The organism is Microbacterium murale, assembly GCF_014635185.1.
GTDB lineage: Bacteria > Actinomycetota > Actinomycetes > Actinomycetales > Microbacteriaceae > Microbacterium > Microbacterium murale.
The window spans coordinates 169,716-184,655 of the sequence record NZ_BMCM01000005.1; the positions used below are offsets into that span (position 1 = coordinate 169,716).

The window sequence follows — 14,940 nt, forward strand, 5'->3', positions numbered from 1 at the left end:
GAGCAGCCCACGGCTCAGCGTGCAAGCACCTGTCGCTTGGAGCTGATCACTCCGGTGTCGAAGCCCGCGAGATGCAGCCCGCCATGGAATCTCGCGTGCTCGATCTTGATGCAGCGATCCATGACCACCGAGAGGCCCGCGGATTCCGCGAGGGCAGCCGCCTCCTCGTTCCACGATCCCAACTGCAGCCACAGCGCTTTCGCGCCCACATCGATGGCCTCCTGCGCGACGCCGGGAAGATCGTCGTGCTTGCGGAACACGTCCACGACGTCCGGCACGACCGGCAGATCGGCGAGCGACGCGTACACCGGCTGACCGAGGATCTCGGTCTCCCGCGGGTTGACGAGATACACGTCGTACGGCGAACTGGACAGCAGGTACGTCGTCACGAAATACGAGGCGCGCGCGGGGTTGTTGGATGCCCCGACGATGGCGATCGACTTCGATCGGCGCAGAAGTGCGAAGCGCTCCTGCTGGTTAGGGCCGACCCAGGTACGTCCCGATGTGGCGGCATCTGTCGCTCCTGGCAGCGCGCACGCGACAGCATCCGTCGGCGCCGGAAGGGCGCAGGAGTCCGCGGGGATCGAAGTACTCATCGGGTCGCTCCTGTCGCTGCGGTGAGAGCCTGATCGAGATCCCAGATGATGTCGTCCGCATCCTCCAGGCCGACCGAGATGCGGATCAGGTCGGGGCGCACACCGGCGGCGTCGAGCTGCGGCGCCAACAGTTGACGGTGGGTCGTGGATGCCGGATGGATGACGAGCGTGCGCGCATCTCCGATGTTCGCCAGATGCGACGCGAGCTGCAGGTTCTCGATGACAGCCTCCCCCGCCGCGCGCCCGTCGTCAGCGGCGACGCCGAAGGCGAACACCGATCCGGGCCCGAGCGGAAGGTACTTCGCTGCTCGCTCACGGTGCGGATGCGCTTCCAGCCCCGCCCACGTGACGTACGACACCCGAGGGTCAGCATCCAGCCACTCCGCGACGATGCGCGCGTTCGCGAGATGCGCGTCGATGCGCTGCGGAAGCGTCTCGACGCCCTGCAAGAGGTTGAACGCCGATTGCGGGCTCAGTGCGGGGCCGATGTCGCGCAACTGCTCAGAGCGAAGCTTGGTGAGGAATCCGTACTCACCGAAGTTGTCCCACCATTTGATGCCGCCGTACGACTCGACGGGCTCGGTCATCTGCGGGAACTTGCCATTTCCCCAGTCGAACGTCCCCTTCTCGATCACGATGCCGCCGAGGGTCGTGCCGTGCCCGCCGAGGAATTTCGTGACCGAATGGATCACGATATCGGCGCCGTGCTCGAGCGGCCGTGCGAGATACGGCGTGGCGAGCGTCGCGTCGACGACGAGCGGAACGCCTGCCTCGTGCGCGACAGCCGCGAGACCCTCGATGTCGGCGATCTCCCCGGAGGGATTCCCGATCATCTCGACGTAGACGACCTTTGTCTCGGGACGGATCGCGGCGGCGAAGTCGGCGGGGTCGCTCGACGGAACGAAGGTCGTCTCGACCCCGAATCGGCGCAGCGTCACATCCAGCTGGGTGACGGTTCCGCCATAGAGCTGCGCGGAGGCGACGACATGGTCACCGGCGCCGACGAGGGCGGCGAACGTGATGAACTCGGCGCTCATGCCTGATGCCGTGGCGACGGCGCCGATTCCGCCTTCGAGCGATGCGAGCCGCTCTTCGAGCGCGGCGACCGTGGGGTTGCCGATGCGCGAGTAGATGTTGCCGTACTTCTGCAGCGCGAAGAGGTTGCCCGCATCCGTCGCGTCATCGAAGACGAACGATGTCGTCTGGTAGATCGGCACGGCGCGTGCGCCGGTGGATGCGTCGGGCGTGCCGCCCGCGTGGAGTGCGCGGGTGCGGAACCCGAAGCGGTGCTCTTCCGTCATGATGTCCTCGGTTAGGTCGCGGCCAGCACGTCGGCGATGCCGTCGACGGCCCACGGGTTCTGCAGTGATGTCGTGTCTCCGAGCGCCTTCGGCTCCCGGCCGGCGCGTCGATCCTGTTCAGCCTCCCACAGCTGCGCGAGCAGCCGGCGCATGATCTTGCCCGAGCGCGTCTTGGGCAAGTCGGGAACGACGATGATGTGCTTCGGCTTGGCGACCGGCCCGATCGCCTGCGCGACCTGATCGCGAAGAGCGGATGCCGTCACCTCTGCCGCACCGGACGGCGTCACGAACGCGACCACCGCCTGGCCAGTGACCGGATCGGACACTCCGGCGGTGCCGGCCTCTCCCACGCTCTCGTGCGCGACGAGGGCGGATTCGATCTCGATCGTGGAGAGCCGATGGCCGGAGACGTTCACGACGTCGTCGAGGCGTCCGAGGAGCCAGATGTGGCCGTCGGCGTCCTTCGTCGCGCCATCGCCGGCGACGTAATAGCCCCCGAGGTCGCCGTGGCCGGCGAAGGTCGCCCAGTACGAGTCGCGGTAGCGCTGCGGGTTGCCCCAGACCGTGCGTGCCATGCCGGGCCACGGACGGCGCACGACCAGCGTTCCTGAACGCCCTGGTGCGACCTCGTCGCCGTTCTCGTCGACGACGGTGGCGTCGATGCCCGGCAGCGGCACTGTTGCGGATCCGGGCTTGAGCGTCGTCACGCCGGGGAGCGGCACGATCATCGCGGCGCCCGTCTCGGACTGCCACCAGGTGTCGACGATCGGCAACTCATCGCGGCCGAAGTTGCGACGGAACCAGATCCACGCCTCCGGATTGATCGCCTCACCCACCGTGCCGAGCAGGCGCAGGCTCGAGAGATCATGCCCGGCGGGGAGATCCGAGCCGAACCATGTCATGAACGTGCGGATCAGAGTGGGCGCCGTGTAGTAGACCGTGACGCCGTAGCGTTCGATGATCTCGAGATGCCGTTCTTTGTTCGGGGTGTCTGGCGTGCCCTCGTAGATGACCTGCGTGAGCCCGTTCGAGAGAGGCCCGTAGATCTCGTAGGTGTGCGCGGTGACCCAGGCCAGGTCTGCCGTGCACCAGTGCACGTCGTCCGGCTTGGCATCGAAGTGCGCCCAGTGCGCCCAGCTCGTGTGTGTCAGGTAGCCGCCGGAGGTGTGGACCAAGCCCTTCGGCTTACCCGTGGTGCCCGACGTGTAGATGATGAAGAGCGGATGCTCGGCGTCGAACGGCTGCGCCTCATGCTCGTCGGAGGCGGTGTCGACGACATCGTGCCACCAGACGTCGCGCCCTTCGGCCCATGGCACATCCTGCCCGGTGCGGCGCAGCACGAGCACGTGCTCGAGGTCGGGCAGGCCGGCGGCCGCGGCATCCGCGCTCGACTTGACCTCGGTCGCCGCTCCCCTGCGGAACTGGCCGTCACTGGTGACGAGCAGCTTCGCACCGGTGTCCTCCAGCCGGAAGCGCACGGCCTCTGCGGAGAATCCACCGAACACGAGCGAGTGCACGGCGCCTATGCGCGCGCAGGCGAGCGTGATGACGATCGTCTCGACGAGCACAGGGAGGTAGATCACGACGCGGTCGCCCGGCTCGATGCCGAGCGAAGTCAGGGCGTTGGCAGCCTGAGAGACGCGCCGCTGCAGATCCGCGTACGTCACCGTGGTGCGGTCGCCGGGCTCGCCCTCGAAATGCAGCGCGACTTTGTCGCCCCGCCCGGCTTCGACGTGACGGTCGACGCAGTTGTACGCGACGTTGAGCTTTCCACCGACGAACCAGCGTGCCGCGGGGATCGCCCCGTCTGTGGGCGGCTCCCATTCATGAGCGGTGTGCCACGGCTCGACCCAGTCGAGTCGCCGGGCCGCCTGCTCCCAGAAAGCAGTGGGATCGGCATCCGCCTCGGCATAGATCTCTGCCGTGACGTTCGCCTGCGCGGTGAATGCGGCCGGAGGTGCGTACTCGCGCGTCTCCAGCAGTCGTGCTTCCGTCACTCTCAGGCCCACTTCTTGAGCAGGTACTTCTCGACAAGCGCGAGAATCCCGTTCGTGATCGTTCCGAGCAGCGCGAGCAGCACGATCGACAGCAGGATGCGGTCGACACGGCCGCTGTTCTGCGAGTCGGTGAGCAGGAACCCGAGCCCCATCGACGAGGCGATGAGCTCGGCGGCGACGAGGAACAGCCATGCCTGAGCGAGTGCGAGCCGCAGACCAGAGACGACCGAGGGCACGACGGCCGGGAGCTGCACGGTGCGGAACAGCGACCAGCCGCGCAGGCTGAACGAGCGCCCCGCTTCGACCAGCTGCGGGTCGACGTGACGCAGCGCCGAGGCGACTGTCGTGTACACGGGGAAGAAGGCACCGATCGCGATCAGCGTGACCTTGGATTCCTCGCCGATCTGCAGCCAGAGGATGAGCAGCGGCACCCAGGCGAGCGACGGCACGGCGCGGAGTGCGGCGAGCGTCGGGCTGAGAAGCACATCACCGAGGCGAGACAGACCGACGAAGCCGGCGAAGGCGAGGCCGATCACGGATCCGATCGCGAAGCCCAGCAGCACGCGCTGCACCGAGATCGCGATGTGCGTCCACAGCTGGCCGGCCTCGGCCAGCTCGACTCCCGCGGTGAACACGGATGCCGGCGTGGGCAGGCGGTACGGCGGCACCAGACCGCTCGTGGTGACGACCTGCCACGCGACGAGGATGATGACGGGCAGGATCAGACCTGCCGCGACACGGACACCGGTGCGATCCCAGATGCCTCGCGTACCGGCATCCGCTCGTCGGCCCGCGGACGCGCCGGGAAGCTCAAGAGCGCGTTTGGCACCCTCGAGCGCCGCAGCGTCAGCGAAGTCCGTCATTCGCCCTTGGCCGCCTTCTCGGCGAACGTGGCGTTGATGATCGTCTCGAGCGCCTTGTCGACCGACTCCTGGCCGCCCTGCACGTCACCGGAGTCGACGAGCACGGGAGCGATCTTCTCGAGAACCTCGAGCTGCGCGTCGCCCGGGATGCCGTTCACGTCGAGGTTGGAGCGCTCTTCGATCACGGTCGTCGCGACCTCGATGTCGATGCCCGCGACCTCGGCGAGCAGCTCGGCTGTCTCTTCCGGGTTCTCGAGAGCCCAGACGCGTGCCTGCTCGTAGGCATCGACGACGGCCTGTGCGAGGTCGGCGTGGTTGTTGATGAAGTCCTCGGTGGCGTTGAGGAAGCCGTAGGTGTTGAAGTCGACGTTGCGGTAGATGAGCTGATCGCCCGATTCCACCTCGGCTGCTGCCATGATCGGGTCGAGCCCTGCCCAGGCGTCCACGGAGCCGCCGTCGAGGGCCGCGCGCCCATCGGCGTGCTGCAGGTTCTGCACCTCGACGTCGTCGAGCGACAGTCCACCCTCTTCGAGCGCCTGCAGCAGGAAGAAGTACGGGTCGGTGCCCTTGGTGGCGGCGATCGAGGTGCCGGCGAGGTCTTCGAGCGACGTGATGCCGCTGTCCGGGCCGACGACGATGGCCGACCACTCGGGCTGGGAGTAGATGTCGATGACCTGGATGGGCGAGCCGTTGGCGCGGGCGAGCAGCGCCGCTGATCCGGCCGTCGATCCGACATCGACCGATCCCGAGCGCAGCAGCTCGTTGGCCTTGTTCGAGCCGGCGGACTGCACCCATTCGACGTCGACATCGTCACCGACGATGTCTTCGAGGATGCCCTGGTCCTTGATGACGAGGCTGAGCGGGTTGTAGGTCGCGAAGTCGACCGTGAGCGTGTCCGAGGACCACTCGCCGGTTGCGGCGGCGTCGTCGGACTCGGATGCTCCGGCATTCTCTCCGGCGACGCAGCCAGTGGCGACGAGCATCATCGTCCCGGCGATGGCGATCGCAGGGACGATTCGGCGGGTGATGGTGCTCATCGGGTCTCCTCGGTGGAAATGCGGTGGTGGGTGTCGACGCCGAGTCCTTCGAGAAGGTCGGCGCGAAGGTCCGCGAGGCCGCGATCGGCGCGGTCACGCGGGCGTACGCCTGGCACGGTGATGGTGCGCGCGACGGATGTCGCGCCCGTGCCGGATTCGCCGACGAGCGAGCGCAGCAGCAGCACACGGTCGGCGAGGTAGAGGGCCTCCTCGACGTCATGGGTGACGAGGAGGATGGTGGTGGGCTCGGCTACCTGGATGTCGAGCAGAAGGTCCTGCATCCGGAGCCTCGTGAGCGCATCGAGGGCGCCGAACGGCTCGTCGAGCAGGAGCACGCCGGGGTTTCGCGCCAGGGCTCTGGCGAGTGAGGCGCGCTGCGCCATCCCTCCGGACACCTCACGGGGATGCTGGTCGGCGGCGTGGTCGAGACCGACCAGGTGCAGCAGTTCGCGCACGCGCTCGCGCCCGTCGCGGCGGCGAGTGCCGCGAGGCAGGCCGAGCTCGACGTTCTGCGCGAGCGTGCGCCACGGGAGCAGCCGGGGTTCCTGGAACGCGATGGCAGTGCGCTCATCGGTGTCGGTGACGCCGGTGCCGTCGAGGCTGATGCCTCCACTCGTCGGCGTGTCCAGCCCTCCGACCAGGCGGAGAAGCGTCGACTTGCCGCAGCCGGACGGACCGACCACTGCGACGATCTCGCCGGCCGCCAGTTCGACGTCGACACCGCGCAGAACTTCACGACGGCCGTCCGGCATCGGGAACGAGCGCTCGATGTTCTCGAGACGGACGGCGTTCGCCGCACCCAGCGCGACCGGCGCGTTGGCGCTGCGCGGGGCAAGGAGTGCGGAGGTCATACTCCTATCGTCCCGGAGGTGCACCCATGTTACGAAAGCGAGCGTAATCTTCCGTCACGTAACAGCATTCGGCGGTATACGCGAAACGGGCCGCCACCCGAAGGTGACGGCCCGTTCCTGAAAAGCGTGCTTACGCGTTGCCGCCAGAGAGCTTCTCGCGCAGAGCCGCGAGAGCCTCGTCGTCAGCAAGCGTTCCGGCACCGGAGTCGCTCGTGAAGGTCTGTGCTGCAGCGAAGTCGTCGCCTGCAGCGGCTTCTGCCTCGGCTGCCTTGGCAACCGCGACCTTGTGAGCCTCCCAGCGGGTCTGGGCTGCAGCGTACTCCTGCTCCCATGCCTCGCGAGCGGTGTCGAAGCCTTCCTTCCATGCACCGGTCTCGGGGTCGAAGCCCTCCGGGTACTTGTACTCGCCGTTCTCGTCGTACTCGGCGAGCATGCCGTACAGTGCCGGGTCGAACTCGGTGCCGTTGGGGTCGACCGACTCGTTGGCCTGCTTGAGCGACAGCGAGATGCGACGACGCTCGAGGTCGATGTCGATGACCTTGACGAAGACCTCTTCGCCGACGGACACGACCTGCTCAGCCAGCTCGACGTGCTTGCTGGAGAGCTCCGAGATGTGCACGAGGCCCTCGATGCCGTCTGCGACGCGAACGAACGCACCGAACGGAACGAGCTTGGTGACCTTGCCCGGTGCGATCTGGCCGATCGCGTGGGTGCGGGCGAAGACCTGCCACGGGTCCTCCTGCGTCGCCTTGAGCGACAGGGAGACGCGCTCGCGCTCCAGGTCCACCTCGAGGATCTCGACGGTGACCTCCTGGCCGACCTCGACGACCTCGGATGCGTGCTCGATGTGCTTCCACGACAGTTCGGAGACGTGCACGAGGCCGTCAACGCCGCCCAGGTCGACGAACGCACCGAAGTTGACGATCGAGGAGACCTGACCCTTGCGGACCTGGCCCTTGTGCAGGTTGTTGAGGAAGTTCGAGCGCGACTCGGACTGCGTCTGCTCGAGCAGCGCGCGGCGGCTCAGGACGACGTTGTTGCGGTTCTTGTCGAGCTCGAGGATCTTCGCCTCGATCTCCTGGCCCAGGTACGGGGTCAGGTCGCGGACGCGACGCAGCTCGATGAGCGATGCCGGCAGGAAGCCACGGAGGCCGATGTCGACGATGAGTCCACCCTTGACGACCTCGATGACCGTACCGGTGACGACGCCGTCGTCTTCCTTGATCTTCTCGACGTCGCCCCACGCACGCTCGTACTGCGCGCGCTTCTTGGACAGGATCAGACGGCCTTCCTTGTCCTCCTTCTGGAGAACAAGAGCCTCGACCTCATCGCCGACCTTGACGACCTCGTTGGGGTCGACGTCGTGCTTGATGGAGAGTTCGCGGGAGGGGATGACACCCTCGGTCTTGTATCCGACGTCGAGCAGAACCTCATCGCGGTCGATCTTGACGATCGTTCCTTCGATGATGTCGCCGTCGTTGAAGAACTTCAGAGTCTTCTCGACCGCGGCCAGGAAGTCCTCAGCAGATCCGATGTCGTTGATGGCGACCTGCTTGGTGGCCGGGGCGGTCGTTGCGGTAGTCATGTAGTGGGTTGTCCTTGTGGGTGGGTACTCGGGCCACAGACGCTCATGCACGCATGAGTGATCGCCTGAAAGCGAATGGATTTGGATTTTCAATCCCCCGGGCATGCGAGTGCACGCCACGAGTGACACTTCAGATTATCAGAGAATCGTCGCGAACGCTGCTGTGGATAACTCCGGCGGATGCTGGCGCTTCGCGTTACCGTGAATGGGTGACTCTCCCCCGATCGAAGACGAGCCGGTTCCGGATGCTGGCACTGCTCGCACTCGCGGCGTCAGCGTTGAGCGCCTGCACACCGGCTCCCGAGCCTACGCCGACGCCGACAGCCGCGTTCGCATCGGAAGAGGAAGCATTCGCCGCGGCGGAGGAGGTCTACCGGGCTTACAACGATGCCCTAAATGCCCACCGCACTGGCGATGATGATGCGGATCCGTACGACTATTTGACCGGCAAAATACTCGACTCCGAGCTCAAGACTGCACAAGAGCTTGAGGCTACCGGAATCCACATCGTGGGCCCGACAAAGGTGGTTGGCTTCGAAGGTCGGGTGAGTGATCACAGTCAGAGCGTTGCTCGGGTCGTGGCGAATGTGTGCCTCGACATCACGGAAGCACGCGCCATCGACGATCAGGGTACGGACGTCACTGCGGCTGACCGAAGCGATACGTACACGATCTCTGTTGAACTAACGGGCGCCGCGGATCACCTCTTGATTAGCGAGTATGAGGTTGCTCCAGGTGAGACATGCTGACCGCCATCCTCTTTGCCGGGCTGCTTTTGGCCCCTACGGTTACCAGTTCCGCTAGCTCAGGCACGAGTTGCAGCGACACGGACCTAGTAATTGGCGGGTGTGGCGTACGAAACGACGGCAACGAGATCATCATCGACGGAAGTCACAACAATCCTGGCGAGCCCGGCACCTCCCCGATCGGCGACTGGGATTCCGACACCGACGGGGACTGGACGCCGCCCGCAGATTGGACGCCACCGCCGGACTTCGACTTCGCGCAGTGCCTGCACAACTGGGATTCGTATATCCACTGCTTCCGGGCGACTGAAGAGGCCGAAGAAGAGACGCCGGAGGAAGCCGCTGAACCGGCGATCCCGGCCATCACGATCAATGATGTCGCCCGATTCGCCCCGGCTGGCTCCGCCATCACCGGAGAACCTGACAACGTCGGCGTCGTCGGCCTGCCGACGAACTTCGTGGCGACGGCATCTGTCCATACCGTGAACGACTCGCTCTTCGGCTTCCCGGTCGCCGTGCGCTTCACTCCGTCCGGTTACGACTTCAGTTTCGGTGACGGCACGACCGCGACCACCACCTCAGGCGGTCGGTCATGGGCCGACCTCGGCCAAGCCCAGTTCACCCCCACTCCGACGAGCCACACCTACACCGAGCGCGGCACCTACTCCGCACAGGTCGATCTGCGCTACACGGCAGAAGTCGACTTCGGCATCGGCTGGTTCCCCATCTCCGGCGAGGTCACCTCTGCCGGGCCGCCGCAGCAGATCCGCATCTTCGAGGCGCACACCGCGCTGGTCGCGCACACCTGCCAGCAGGCACCGGACTCCCCCGGCTGCTGACACCGGCGCCATCGGAGAACCGACGTCGTCTGTGCCCTGTGCCATGCTGAATCCATGAGCGACAGGCTGATGCTGCTGGACACCGCTTCCCTCTATTTCAGGGCGTTCTACGGCGTACCCGACAAGGTGAAGGCTCCCGACGGCTCCCCGGTCAACGCGGTGCGCGGTCTGCTCGACATCGTCGCCAAGCTCGTCACCCTGTACGAACCGACTCACATCGTCGCCTGCTGGGATGACGACTGGCGTCCGCAGTGGCGCGTCGACCTCATCCCCAGCTACAAGGCCCATCGTGTCGTCGAGATCGTGCCCGCCGGTCCCGACGTCGAAGAGGTGCCCGATCCGCTCGAGGCGCAGATCCCGCTGATCCGCGAATCGCTGACGGCACTCGGCATCCCGATCATCGGTGTCGCAGCGCACGAGGCCGACGATGTGATCGGCACCCTCGCCACCCTCGCGTCGATGCCCGTCGACATCGTCACAGGCGACCGCGACCTGTTCCAGCTCATCGACGACGAGCGCGGCATCCGTGTCATCTACACCGCCCGAGGAATGAGCAATCTCGACACTCTCACCGAGACGAGCGTCGTCGCCAAGTACAGCGTGCTCCCGTCGCAGTATGCCGACTTCGCGACCATGCGCGGCGACGCCTCCGACGGACTTCCCGGGGTGCCGGGCGTCGGCGAGAAGACCGCAGCCACTCTCCTGCAGACGCACGGCGACCTCGCCGGCATCCGCTCCGCCGCCGAGGCAGGCGAGGGCATGAGCGCCGGTCTGCGCGCGAAGATCCTCGCGGCATCCCTCTACCTCGACGTCGCGCCGACCGTTGTCGAGGTCGCGCGCTCTCTCGACATCGCACCGCCGACAGACCCGGTGCGTGCGCTCGATCCATCAGAGGCCGACGTCGCCGTCGCGCTCGCGCAGAAGTGGAATCTCGGCTCGTCGATGGATCGGGCGATCGCGTCCCTCGGCCGCTGAACACGACTGAGCCGTCACCGGCGACGCAGAGCGACGAACATCGCTGACACGAGTGCCGTCGAATAGACAGCCGTCGCACCGATCACCACGAACATCGGCACCTGCCACCCTCCGCTGATCTCATTCAGCGCGCCCAGGAGTGGAGCGCCGAGCGCAGCGAGCAGGTATCCACCGCCCTGCACGAGCGCGGACATCGTCGCAGCCTCGGCGTCCGAGCGCGACACTCGAACCAGCGCTGTGAAGATCAGCACGAACCCACTCGAGTGCGCGATCGCACCGAACGAGGCCCACACGGCGGCGAGCCAGGGCGCGAACAGCATCCCGAGCACCATGACGGCGAAGCATGCTCCCATCAGCACGCCGGCCGGCACGGCTCCGAGGTATCTCAGCAGCACCGGAGCGAGTAACGCCCCGATGATCGCCACGCCCTGGAACAGCGAGGCCAGCGCGCCTGCGGTCGCGGCATCCGCACCTGTGGTGTCGATCAGCATCGTCGGCAGCCAAGTCGACATGCCGTAGTAGATCGCCGACTGCATGCCGAACGCGGCGAACAGCATCCAGACGATCGGGCGACGCACGATCGCTGCGACACGATTGTCGACGATGACGGGCAACGGACCCGTGATCGTCTCACCGGTGTCGGTCCGCTGCTGCGGCCCCGTCTCCCCCGATGCGCGCTCGGCAGTGCGCCACGATCGCGAGCGGATGATGTGGAACACCCACAGCACGAGACCCACGACCGTCACAGTGCTCCACAGCAGCAGAGCGAGCGGCCACCCCGTGAGTTCGGCGAGCGGCACGGTCCCCAAGGCGGTGACGAGCGAGCCGACGTTCAGCGTCGCCGAGTACGCAGCGGTTGCGACCGCGGTGCGTTCGGGCGGAAGTTCGCGCCGGATGATCACCGGAACGACGACGTTCCCGATCGTGATCGCCGCGCCGATGATGAACATTCCGGTGAGCATCGCGCCGTAGCCGGGCACCGCGCGCACGAACGTGCCGAGCAGCACACCGCTCAGCGACAACAGCAGCGCGAGCTCGGCACCGGCCCGTCGGATCAGAAGCGCAGCGATGGGCGTGATCGCCGCGAACATGATGACGGGTGCCGTCGTCAGCAGGCCGGCGAATGCCGCGCCGATGCCGAGGTCGCGGACGATGTCCGGCAGCACCGGCGTGACCGCGATGATGGGCGCCCGCAGGCTGAGCGCCGCGACGAGCACCCCCGCGACGACAAGCCACGGGATAGATCGGCGACTCACTCCGCCCACGCCCTCAGACGTTCAAGTCCCCATGTGGTCACGATCCGCTCGCCCGGCACTCCGGCCTTCTCGGCCCGCTCCGCGCCGTAATCGAGTAGCGACAGCTGCCCCGGCGCATGCGCATCCGAGTCGAGCGAGAACAGGCAGCCGGCATCCAGCGCTATCGCGATCAGCTCGTCCGGCGGGTCCTGCCGCTCGGGTCGGGCATTGATCTCGACGGCGACTCCGTTCTCAGCGCACGCGTCGAACACGGCACGCGCATCGAACTGCGAGGGCGGCCGCGTGCCGCGCTCACCCTGCACGAGTCGCCCGGTGCAGTGCCCGAGCACGTTGACATGAGGACTCCTCACCGCGGCGATCATGCGGGCGGTCATCGGTCGCGGTTCCATGCGCAATTTGGAATGCACGGATGCCACCACGATGTCGAGCGCACTCAACAGCTCGGCTTCCTGATCGAGCGCGCCGTCTTCGAGGATGTCGACCTCGATCCCGGCGAACATCGTGAAGCCGTCTGTCGATTCGCCGCGCACGAGCGGCATCTGCTCACGCAGCCGTTCGGCGGACAGCCCTCGAGCGACGCGGAGCCGAGGAGAATGGTCGGTGATCGCAAGGTAGTCGTGCCCGAGAGCGCGTGCCGCCGCGGCCATCGTGCCGATGGAGGTCGTTCCGTCTGACCAGTCCGTGTGCGCGTGGAGGTCGCCTCGCAGCTTTCCGCGGAGCACGGACGCGCGTTCCGGCTCGACCTCGCCGCGCAACTCCACGAGATACTCCGGTGTCTCTCCGGCCTGAGCCTGACGGATCACCGCGAAGGTCGACTCGCCGATGCCCTTCGTGGCGCGAAGGCGAGTCGGATCGTTCAGCACATCGTCCGGCAGGTCCTGCACGGTCGACGCAGCCTGCCGGAACGCCTTCGCCCGGTACCGTGACGCACGTTCCCGCTCGAGAAGGGTCGCGATCTCCAGCAGCGCGGCAACAGGATCCATGATCGTTCAGGCAGAGGCGAGCTCGCGCGTCGCGCCCACCCATGCCTCCAGCTTGGCCGCAGCGCTGCCGTCATCGACCGCTGCTTCCGCTCGCGCGTAGCCCTCGCGAAGACGGTCGAGGATCGGGCGCTGCACCTGCGTCGAATCCTGAGAGAGCTCGAACGCGACGATTCCGGCCGCGGCGTTCAGCAGGACGATGTCACGCACGGGACCCTTGGTGCCCGCCAGCGTGTCGCGCAGCACTCCCGCATTGTGCTCGGGAGATCCGCCGATGAGGTCGGCGAGATCCGCTGTGGGGATGCCGAGATCGCGAGGGTCGAGGTCGTGCTCGTGGATGTCACCGAGAGTGACCTCCCAGATACGGCTGTGGCCGGTGGTCGTCAGCTCGTCGAGGCCGTCGTCGCCGCGGAACACGAGCGCCGTCGCACCGCGGGTGCGGAACACGCCGGTGATGAGGGGTACGCGCTCGAGCTGCGCCACACCCACGGCGTTCGCCTCCGCTCGCGCAGGGTTGCAGAGCGGGCCGAGCATGTTGAACACCGTCGGAACCCCGAGTTCACCACGCGCGCCCCCTGCATGCTTGAAGCCGGGATGGAACGCTGCCGCCCACGCGAACGTGATGCCGGTGCGGTCCAGCACCGCCGCGACCTGGTCAGGGGCGAGCGAGAGCTGCAGGCCGAGCGCGCCCAGCACGTCGGACGAACCGGATGCCGAACTGGCAGCGCGGTTGCCGTGCTTGACGACAGGGATGCCGGTCGCTCCGATGATGATCGCCGCCGTCGTCGAGACGTTCACCGTGCCGACGCGGTCACCGCCAGTGCCGACGATGTCGAGCACGTTGGACGAGACGGGCAATGGGACTGCCGCCTCGAGGATGGCGTCACGGAACCCGACGATCTCGTCGATCGTCTCGCCTTTGGCGCGCAACGCGATCAGAAAACCGGCGAGCTTGGCATCGGAGACCTTGCCTTGCATGACCTGACGCATGGCCCAGGTCGACTCCCAGACGCTGAGATCGCGTCGCTCCAGGAGAGTCGTGAGCACATCGGGCCATGTCAGGGAATCAGGCATGTCTGTGATCCTATCGGCGCGAATAAATTACTTGCGCAGAGTGCGCAGGCGTGCATCCTTGATTTCCCTTGAATTCACCGAGGATTCGCAGTGTCTTCTTAGGGTTCCCTAAGTCAGAGAACAGCGAATCGGGTGCCGTGGATGCAAGAATCGCGCTCGCGGATCGGCCATAATGGAGGGGTGACCACCTCAGCGACCTATGCCCCGGCGGCAAGAACGATCAAGCGCCCGAATTCGGTAGCTGTCGGCACCATCGTGTGGCTCGGCAGCGAGGTGATGTTCTTCGCGGGACTGTTCGCGATCTACTTCACCCTCCGCAGCACGTCTCCCGAACTCTGGGCAGACCGTACGGAACTGCTCAACGTGACCTTCGCCGGCATCAACACGGCGATCCTCGTGCTCTCCTCCGTCACCTGCCAGATGGGCGTGTTCGCGGCTGAGGACCTGCAGCCCTATCGGCTCGCGAAGGGCCAGCTCAACCTTGCCGGTCGCCGCCGCCTCTTCGGCTGGGGAATGATCGAGTGGTTCTGGCTGACGTTCGCGCTCGGCGCGATCTTCGTCTCCGGCCAGGTCTGGGAGTACGCGCAGCTCGTCACCGAGGGCATGCCGATCCAGGCAGATTCGTACGCCTCGGCCTTCTACCTGACGACGGGCTTCCACGCTCTCCACGTCACCGGCGGACTCATCGCGTTCCTGCTCATCATGGGCCGCGCGTTCGCAGTGAAGAACTTCACGCACAAAGAGGCGACCTCCTCGATCGTCGTGTCCTATTACTGGCACTTCGTCGACGTCGTCTGGATCGTGCTGTTCTTCGTCATCTACTTCCTGAAATAAGAGCGG

14 protein-coding genes are annotated in these 14,940 nt (G+C 66.4%); 4 read left to right on the top strand and 10 right to left on the bottom strand.

The window, feature by feature from the left end; genetic code table 11:
* Positions 1-14 precede the first annotated feature (14 nt).
* From IEV67_RS15170 to rpsA, 7 genes are all read right to left on the bottom strand, one after another.
* A complete protein-coding gene (locus tag IEV67_RS15170) occupies positions 15-596 on the bottom strand; it encodes a CoA-binding protein (protein WP_188437410.1) in 582 nt (193 codons plus the stop codon).
* Positions 593-1,897, bottom strand: coding sequence for an O-acetylhomoserine aminocarboxypropyltransferase/cysteine synthase family protein (locus IEV67_RS15175; protein WP_188437411.1), 1,305 nt, complete (start codon positions 1,895-1,897; stop codon positions 593-595). The genes IEV67_RS15170 and IEV67_RS15175 overlap by 4 nt, the downstream gene beginning before the upstream one ends.
* 11 nt (positions 1,898-1,908) lie before the next feature.
* Positions 1,909-3,894 (bottom strand): acetate--CoA ligase, encoded by a 1,986-nt coding sequence (gene acs / locus IEV67_RS15180; protein WP_229703177.1) that lies wholly within the window; start codon positions 3,892-3,894, stop codon positions 1,909-1,911.
* A 2-nt stretch (positions 3,895-3,896) separates the two neighbouring features.
* Positions 3,897-4,757 (bottom strand): ABC transporter permease, encoded by an 861-nt coding sequence (locus IEV67_RS15185; RefSeq protein WP_188437413.1) that lies wholly within the window; start codon positions 4,755-4,757, stop codon positions 3,897-3,899.
* Entirely contained in the window at positions 4,754-5,794 is a 1,041-nt protein-coding gene (locus IEV67_RS15190) for an aliphatic sulfonate ABC transporter substrate-binding protein (RefSeq protein WP_188437414.1), read from the bottom strand. Before IEV67_RS15190 ends, IEV67_RS15185 begins: the two co-directional genes overlap by 4 nt.
* Positions 5,791-6,645 carry an ABC transporter ATP-binding protein gene (locus IEV67_RS15195; RefSeq protein ID WP_188437415.1) on the bottom strand — a complete coding sequence of 285 codons (855 nt, stop codon included), beginning with the start codon at positions 6,643-6,645 and terminating at the stop codon, positions 5,791-5,793. The genes IEV67_RS15190 and IEV67_RS15195 overlap by 4 nt, the downstream gene beginning before the upstream one ends.
* Before the next feature lie 130 nt (positions 6,646-6,775).
* Positions 6,776-8,230, bottom strand: a complete 1,455-nt coding sequence (gene rpsA, locus IEV67_RS15200) for a 30S ribosomal protein S1 (RefSeq protein ID WP_188437416.1) — start codon at positions 8,228-8,230, stop codon at positions 6,776-6,778.
* Between the two features lie 209 nt (positions 8,231-8,439).
* Here rpsA and IEV67_RS15205 point away from each other — a divergent pair, with 209 nt between their 5' ends.
* Genes IEV67_RS15205 through IEV67_RS15215 form a run of 3 tightly spaced genes read left to right on the top strand, consistent with a single transcriptional unit; the run spans position 8,440 to position 10,790 of the window.
* Positions 8,440-8,979: a hypothetical protein gene (locus IEV67_RS15205; RefSeq protein WP_188437417.1), complete on the top strand. Its 540-nt coding sequence runs from the start codon at positions 8,440-8,442 to the stop codon at positions 8,977-8,979.
* A complete protein-coding gene (locus IEV67_RS15210) occupies positions 8,973-9,815 on the top strand; it encodes a hypothetical protein (RefSeq protein WP_188437418.1) in 843 nt (280 codons plus the stop codon). Before IEV67_RS15205 ends, IEV67_RS15210 begins: the two co-directional genes overlap by 7 nt.
* A gap of 54 nt (positions 9,816-9,869) precedes the next feature.
* On the top strand, positions 9,870-10,790 hold the full coding sequence (locus tag IEV67_RS15215) for a 5'-3' exonuclease (RefSeq protein WP_188437419.1): 921 nt from the start codon (positions 9,870-9,872) through the stop codon (positions 10,788-10,790).
* Between the two features lie 14 nt (positions 10,791-10,804).
* Here IEV67_RS15215 and IEV67_RS15220 read toward each other — a convergent pair whose 3' ends face one another.
* Genes IEV67_RS15220 through trpD form a run of 3 tightly spaced genes read right to left on the bottom strand, consistent with a single transcriptional unit; the run spans position 10,805 to position 14,100 of the window.
* Positions 10,805-12,046, bottom strand: coding sequence for an MFS transporter (locus tag IEV67_RS15220; RefSeq protein ID WP_188437420.1), 1,242 nt, complete (start codon positions 12,044-12,046; stop codon positions 10,805-10,807).
* The gene (locus IEV67_RS15225) at positions 12,043-13,029 is read right to left on the bottom strand and encodes a PHP domain-containing protein (protein ID WP_188437421.1); all 987 of its coding nucleotides are present in this window, start codon (positions 13,027-13,029) and stop codon (positions 12,043-12,045) included. Before IEV67_RS15225 ends, IEV67_RS15220 begins: the two co-directional genes overlap by 4 nt.
* A 6-nt stretch (positions 13,030-13,035) precedes the next feature.
* Positions 13,036-14,100 (bottom strand): anthranilate phosphoribosyltransferase, encoded by a 1,065-nt coding sequence (gene trpD / locus IEV67_RS15230; protein ID WP_188437422.1) that lies wholly within the window; start codon positions 14,098-14,100, stop codon positions 13,036-13,038.
* Positions 14,101-14,241: 141 nt separating this feature from the next.
* Between trpD and ctaE the strand changes: the two genes are divergently transcribed.
* Positions 14,242-14,934 carry an aa3-type cytochrome oxidase subunit III gene (gene ctaE, locus IEV67_RS15235; RefSeq protein WP_188437423.1) on the top strand — a complete coding sequence of 231 codons (693 nt, stop codon included), beginning with the start codon at positions 14,242-14,244 and terminating at the stop codon, positions 14,932-14,934.
* Positions 14,935-14,940: the final 6 nt, after the last annotated feature.

Coding starts and splice junctions, on each gene's coding strand:
- ctaE (WP_188437423.1), top strand. CDS start 14,242: ATGCAAGAATCGCGCTCGCGGATCGGCCATAATGGAGGGGTGACCACC.
- IEV67_RS15195 (WP_188437415.1), bottom strand. CDS start 6,645: ATGACCTCCGCACTCCTTGCCCCGCGCAGCGCCAACGCGCCGGTCGCG.
- IEV67_RS15170 (WP_188437410.1), bottom strand. CDS start 596: ATGAGTACTTCGATCCCCGCGGACTCCTGCGCCCTTCCGGCGCCGACG.
- IEV67_RS15225 (WP_188437421.1), bottom strand. CDS start 13,029: ATGGATCCTGTTGCCGCGCTGCTGGAGATCGCGACCCTTCTCGAGCGG.
- IEV67_RS15215 (WP_188437419.1), top strand. CDS start 9,870: ATGAGCGACAGGCTGATGCTGCTGGACACCGCTTCCCTCTATTTCAGG.
- rpsA (WP_188437416.1), bottom strand. CDS start 8,230: ATGACTACCGCAACGACCGCCCCGGCCACCAAGCAGGTCGCCATCAAC.
- IEV67_RS15175 (WP_188437411.1), bottom strand. CDS start 1,897: ATGACGGAAGAGCACCGCTTCGGGTTCCGCACCCGCGCACTCCACGCG.
- trpD (WP_188437422.1), bottom strand. CDS start 14,100: ATGCCTGATTCCCTGACATGGCCCGATGTGCTCACGACTCTCCTGGAG.
- IEV67_RS15190 (WP_188437414.1), bottom strand. CDS start 5,794: ATGAGCACCATCACCCGCCGAATCGTCCCTGCGATCGCCATCGCCGGG.
- IEV67_RS15185 (WP_188437413.1), bottom strand. CDS start 4,757: ATGACGGACTTCGCTGACGCTGCGGCGCTCGAGGGTGCCAAACGCGCT.
- IEV67_RS15210 (WP_188437418.1), top strand. CDS start 8,973: ATGCTGACCGCCATCCTCTTTGCCGGGCTGCTTTTGGCCCCTACGGTT.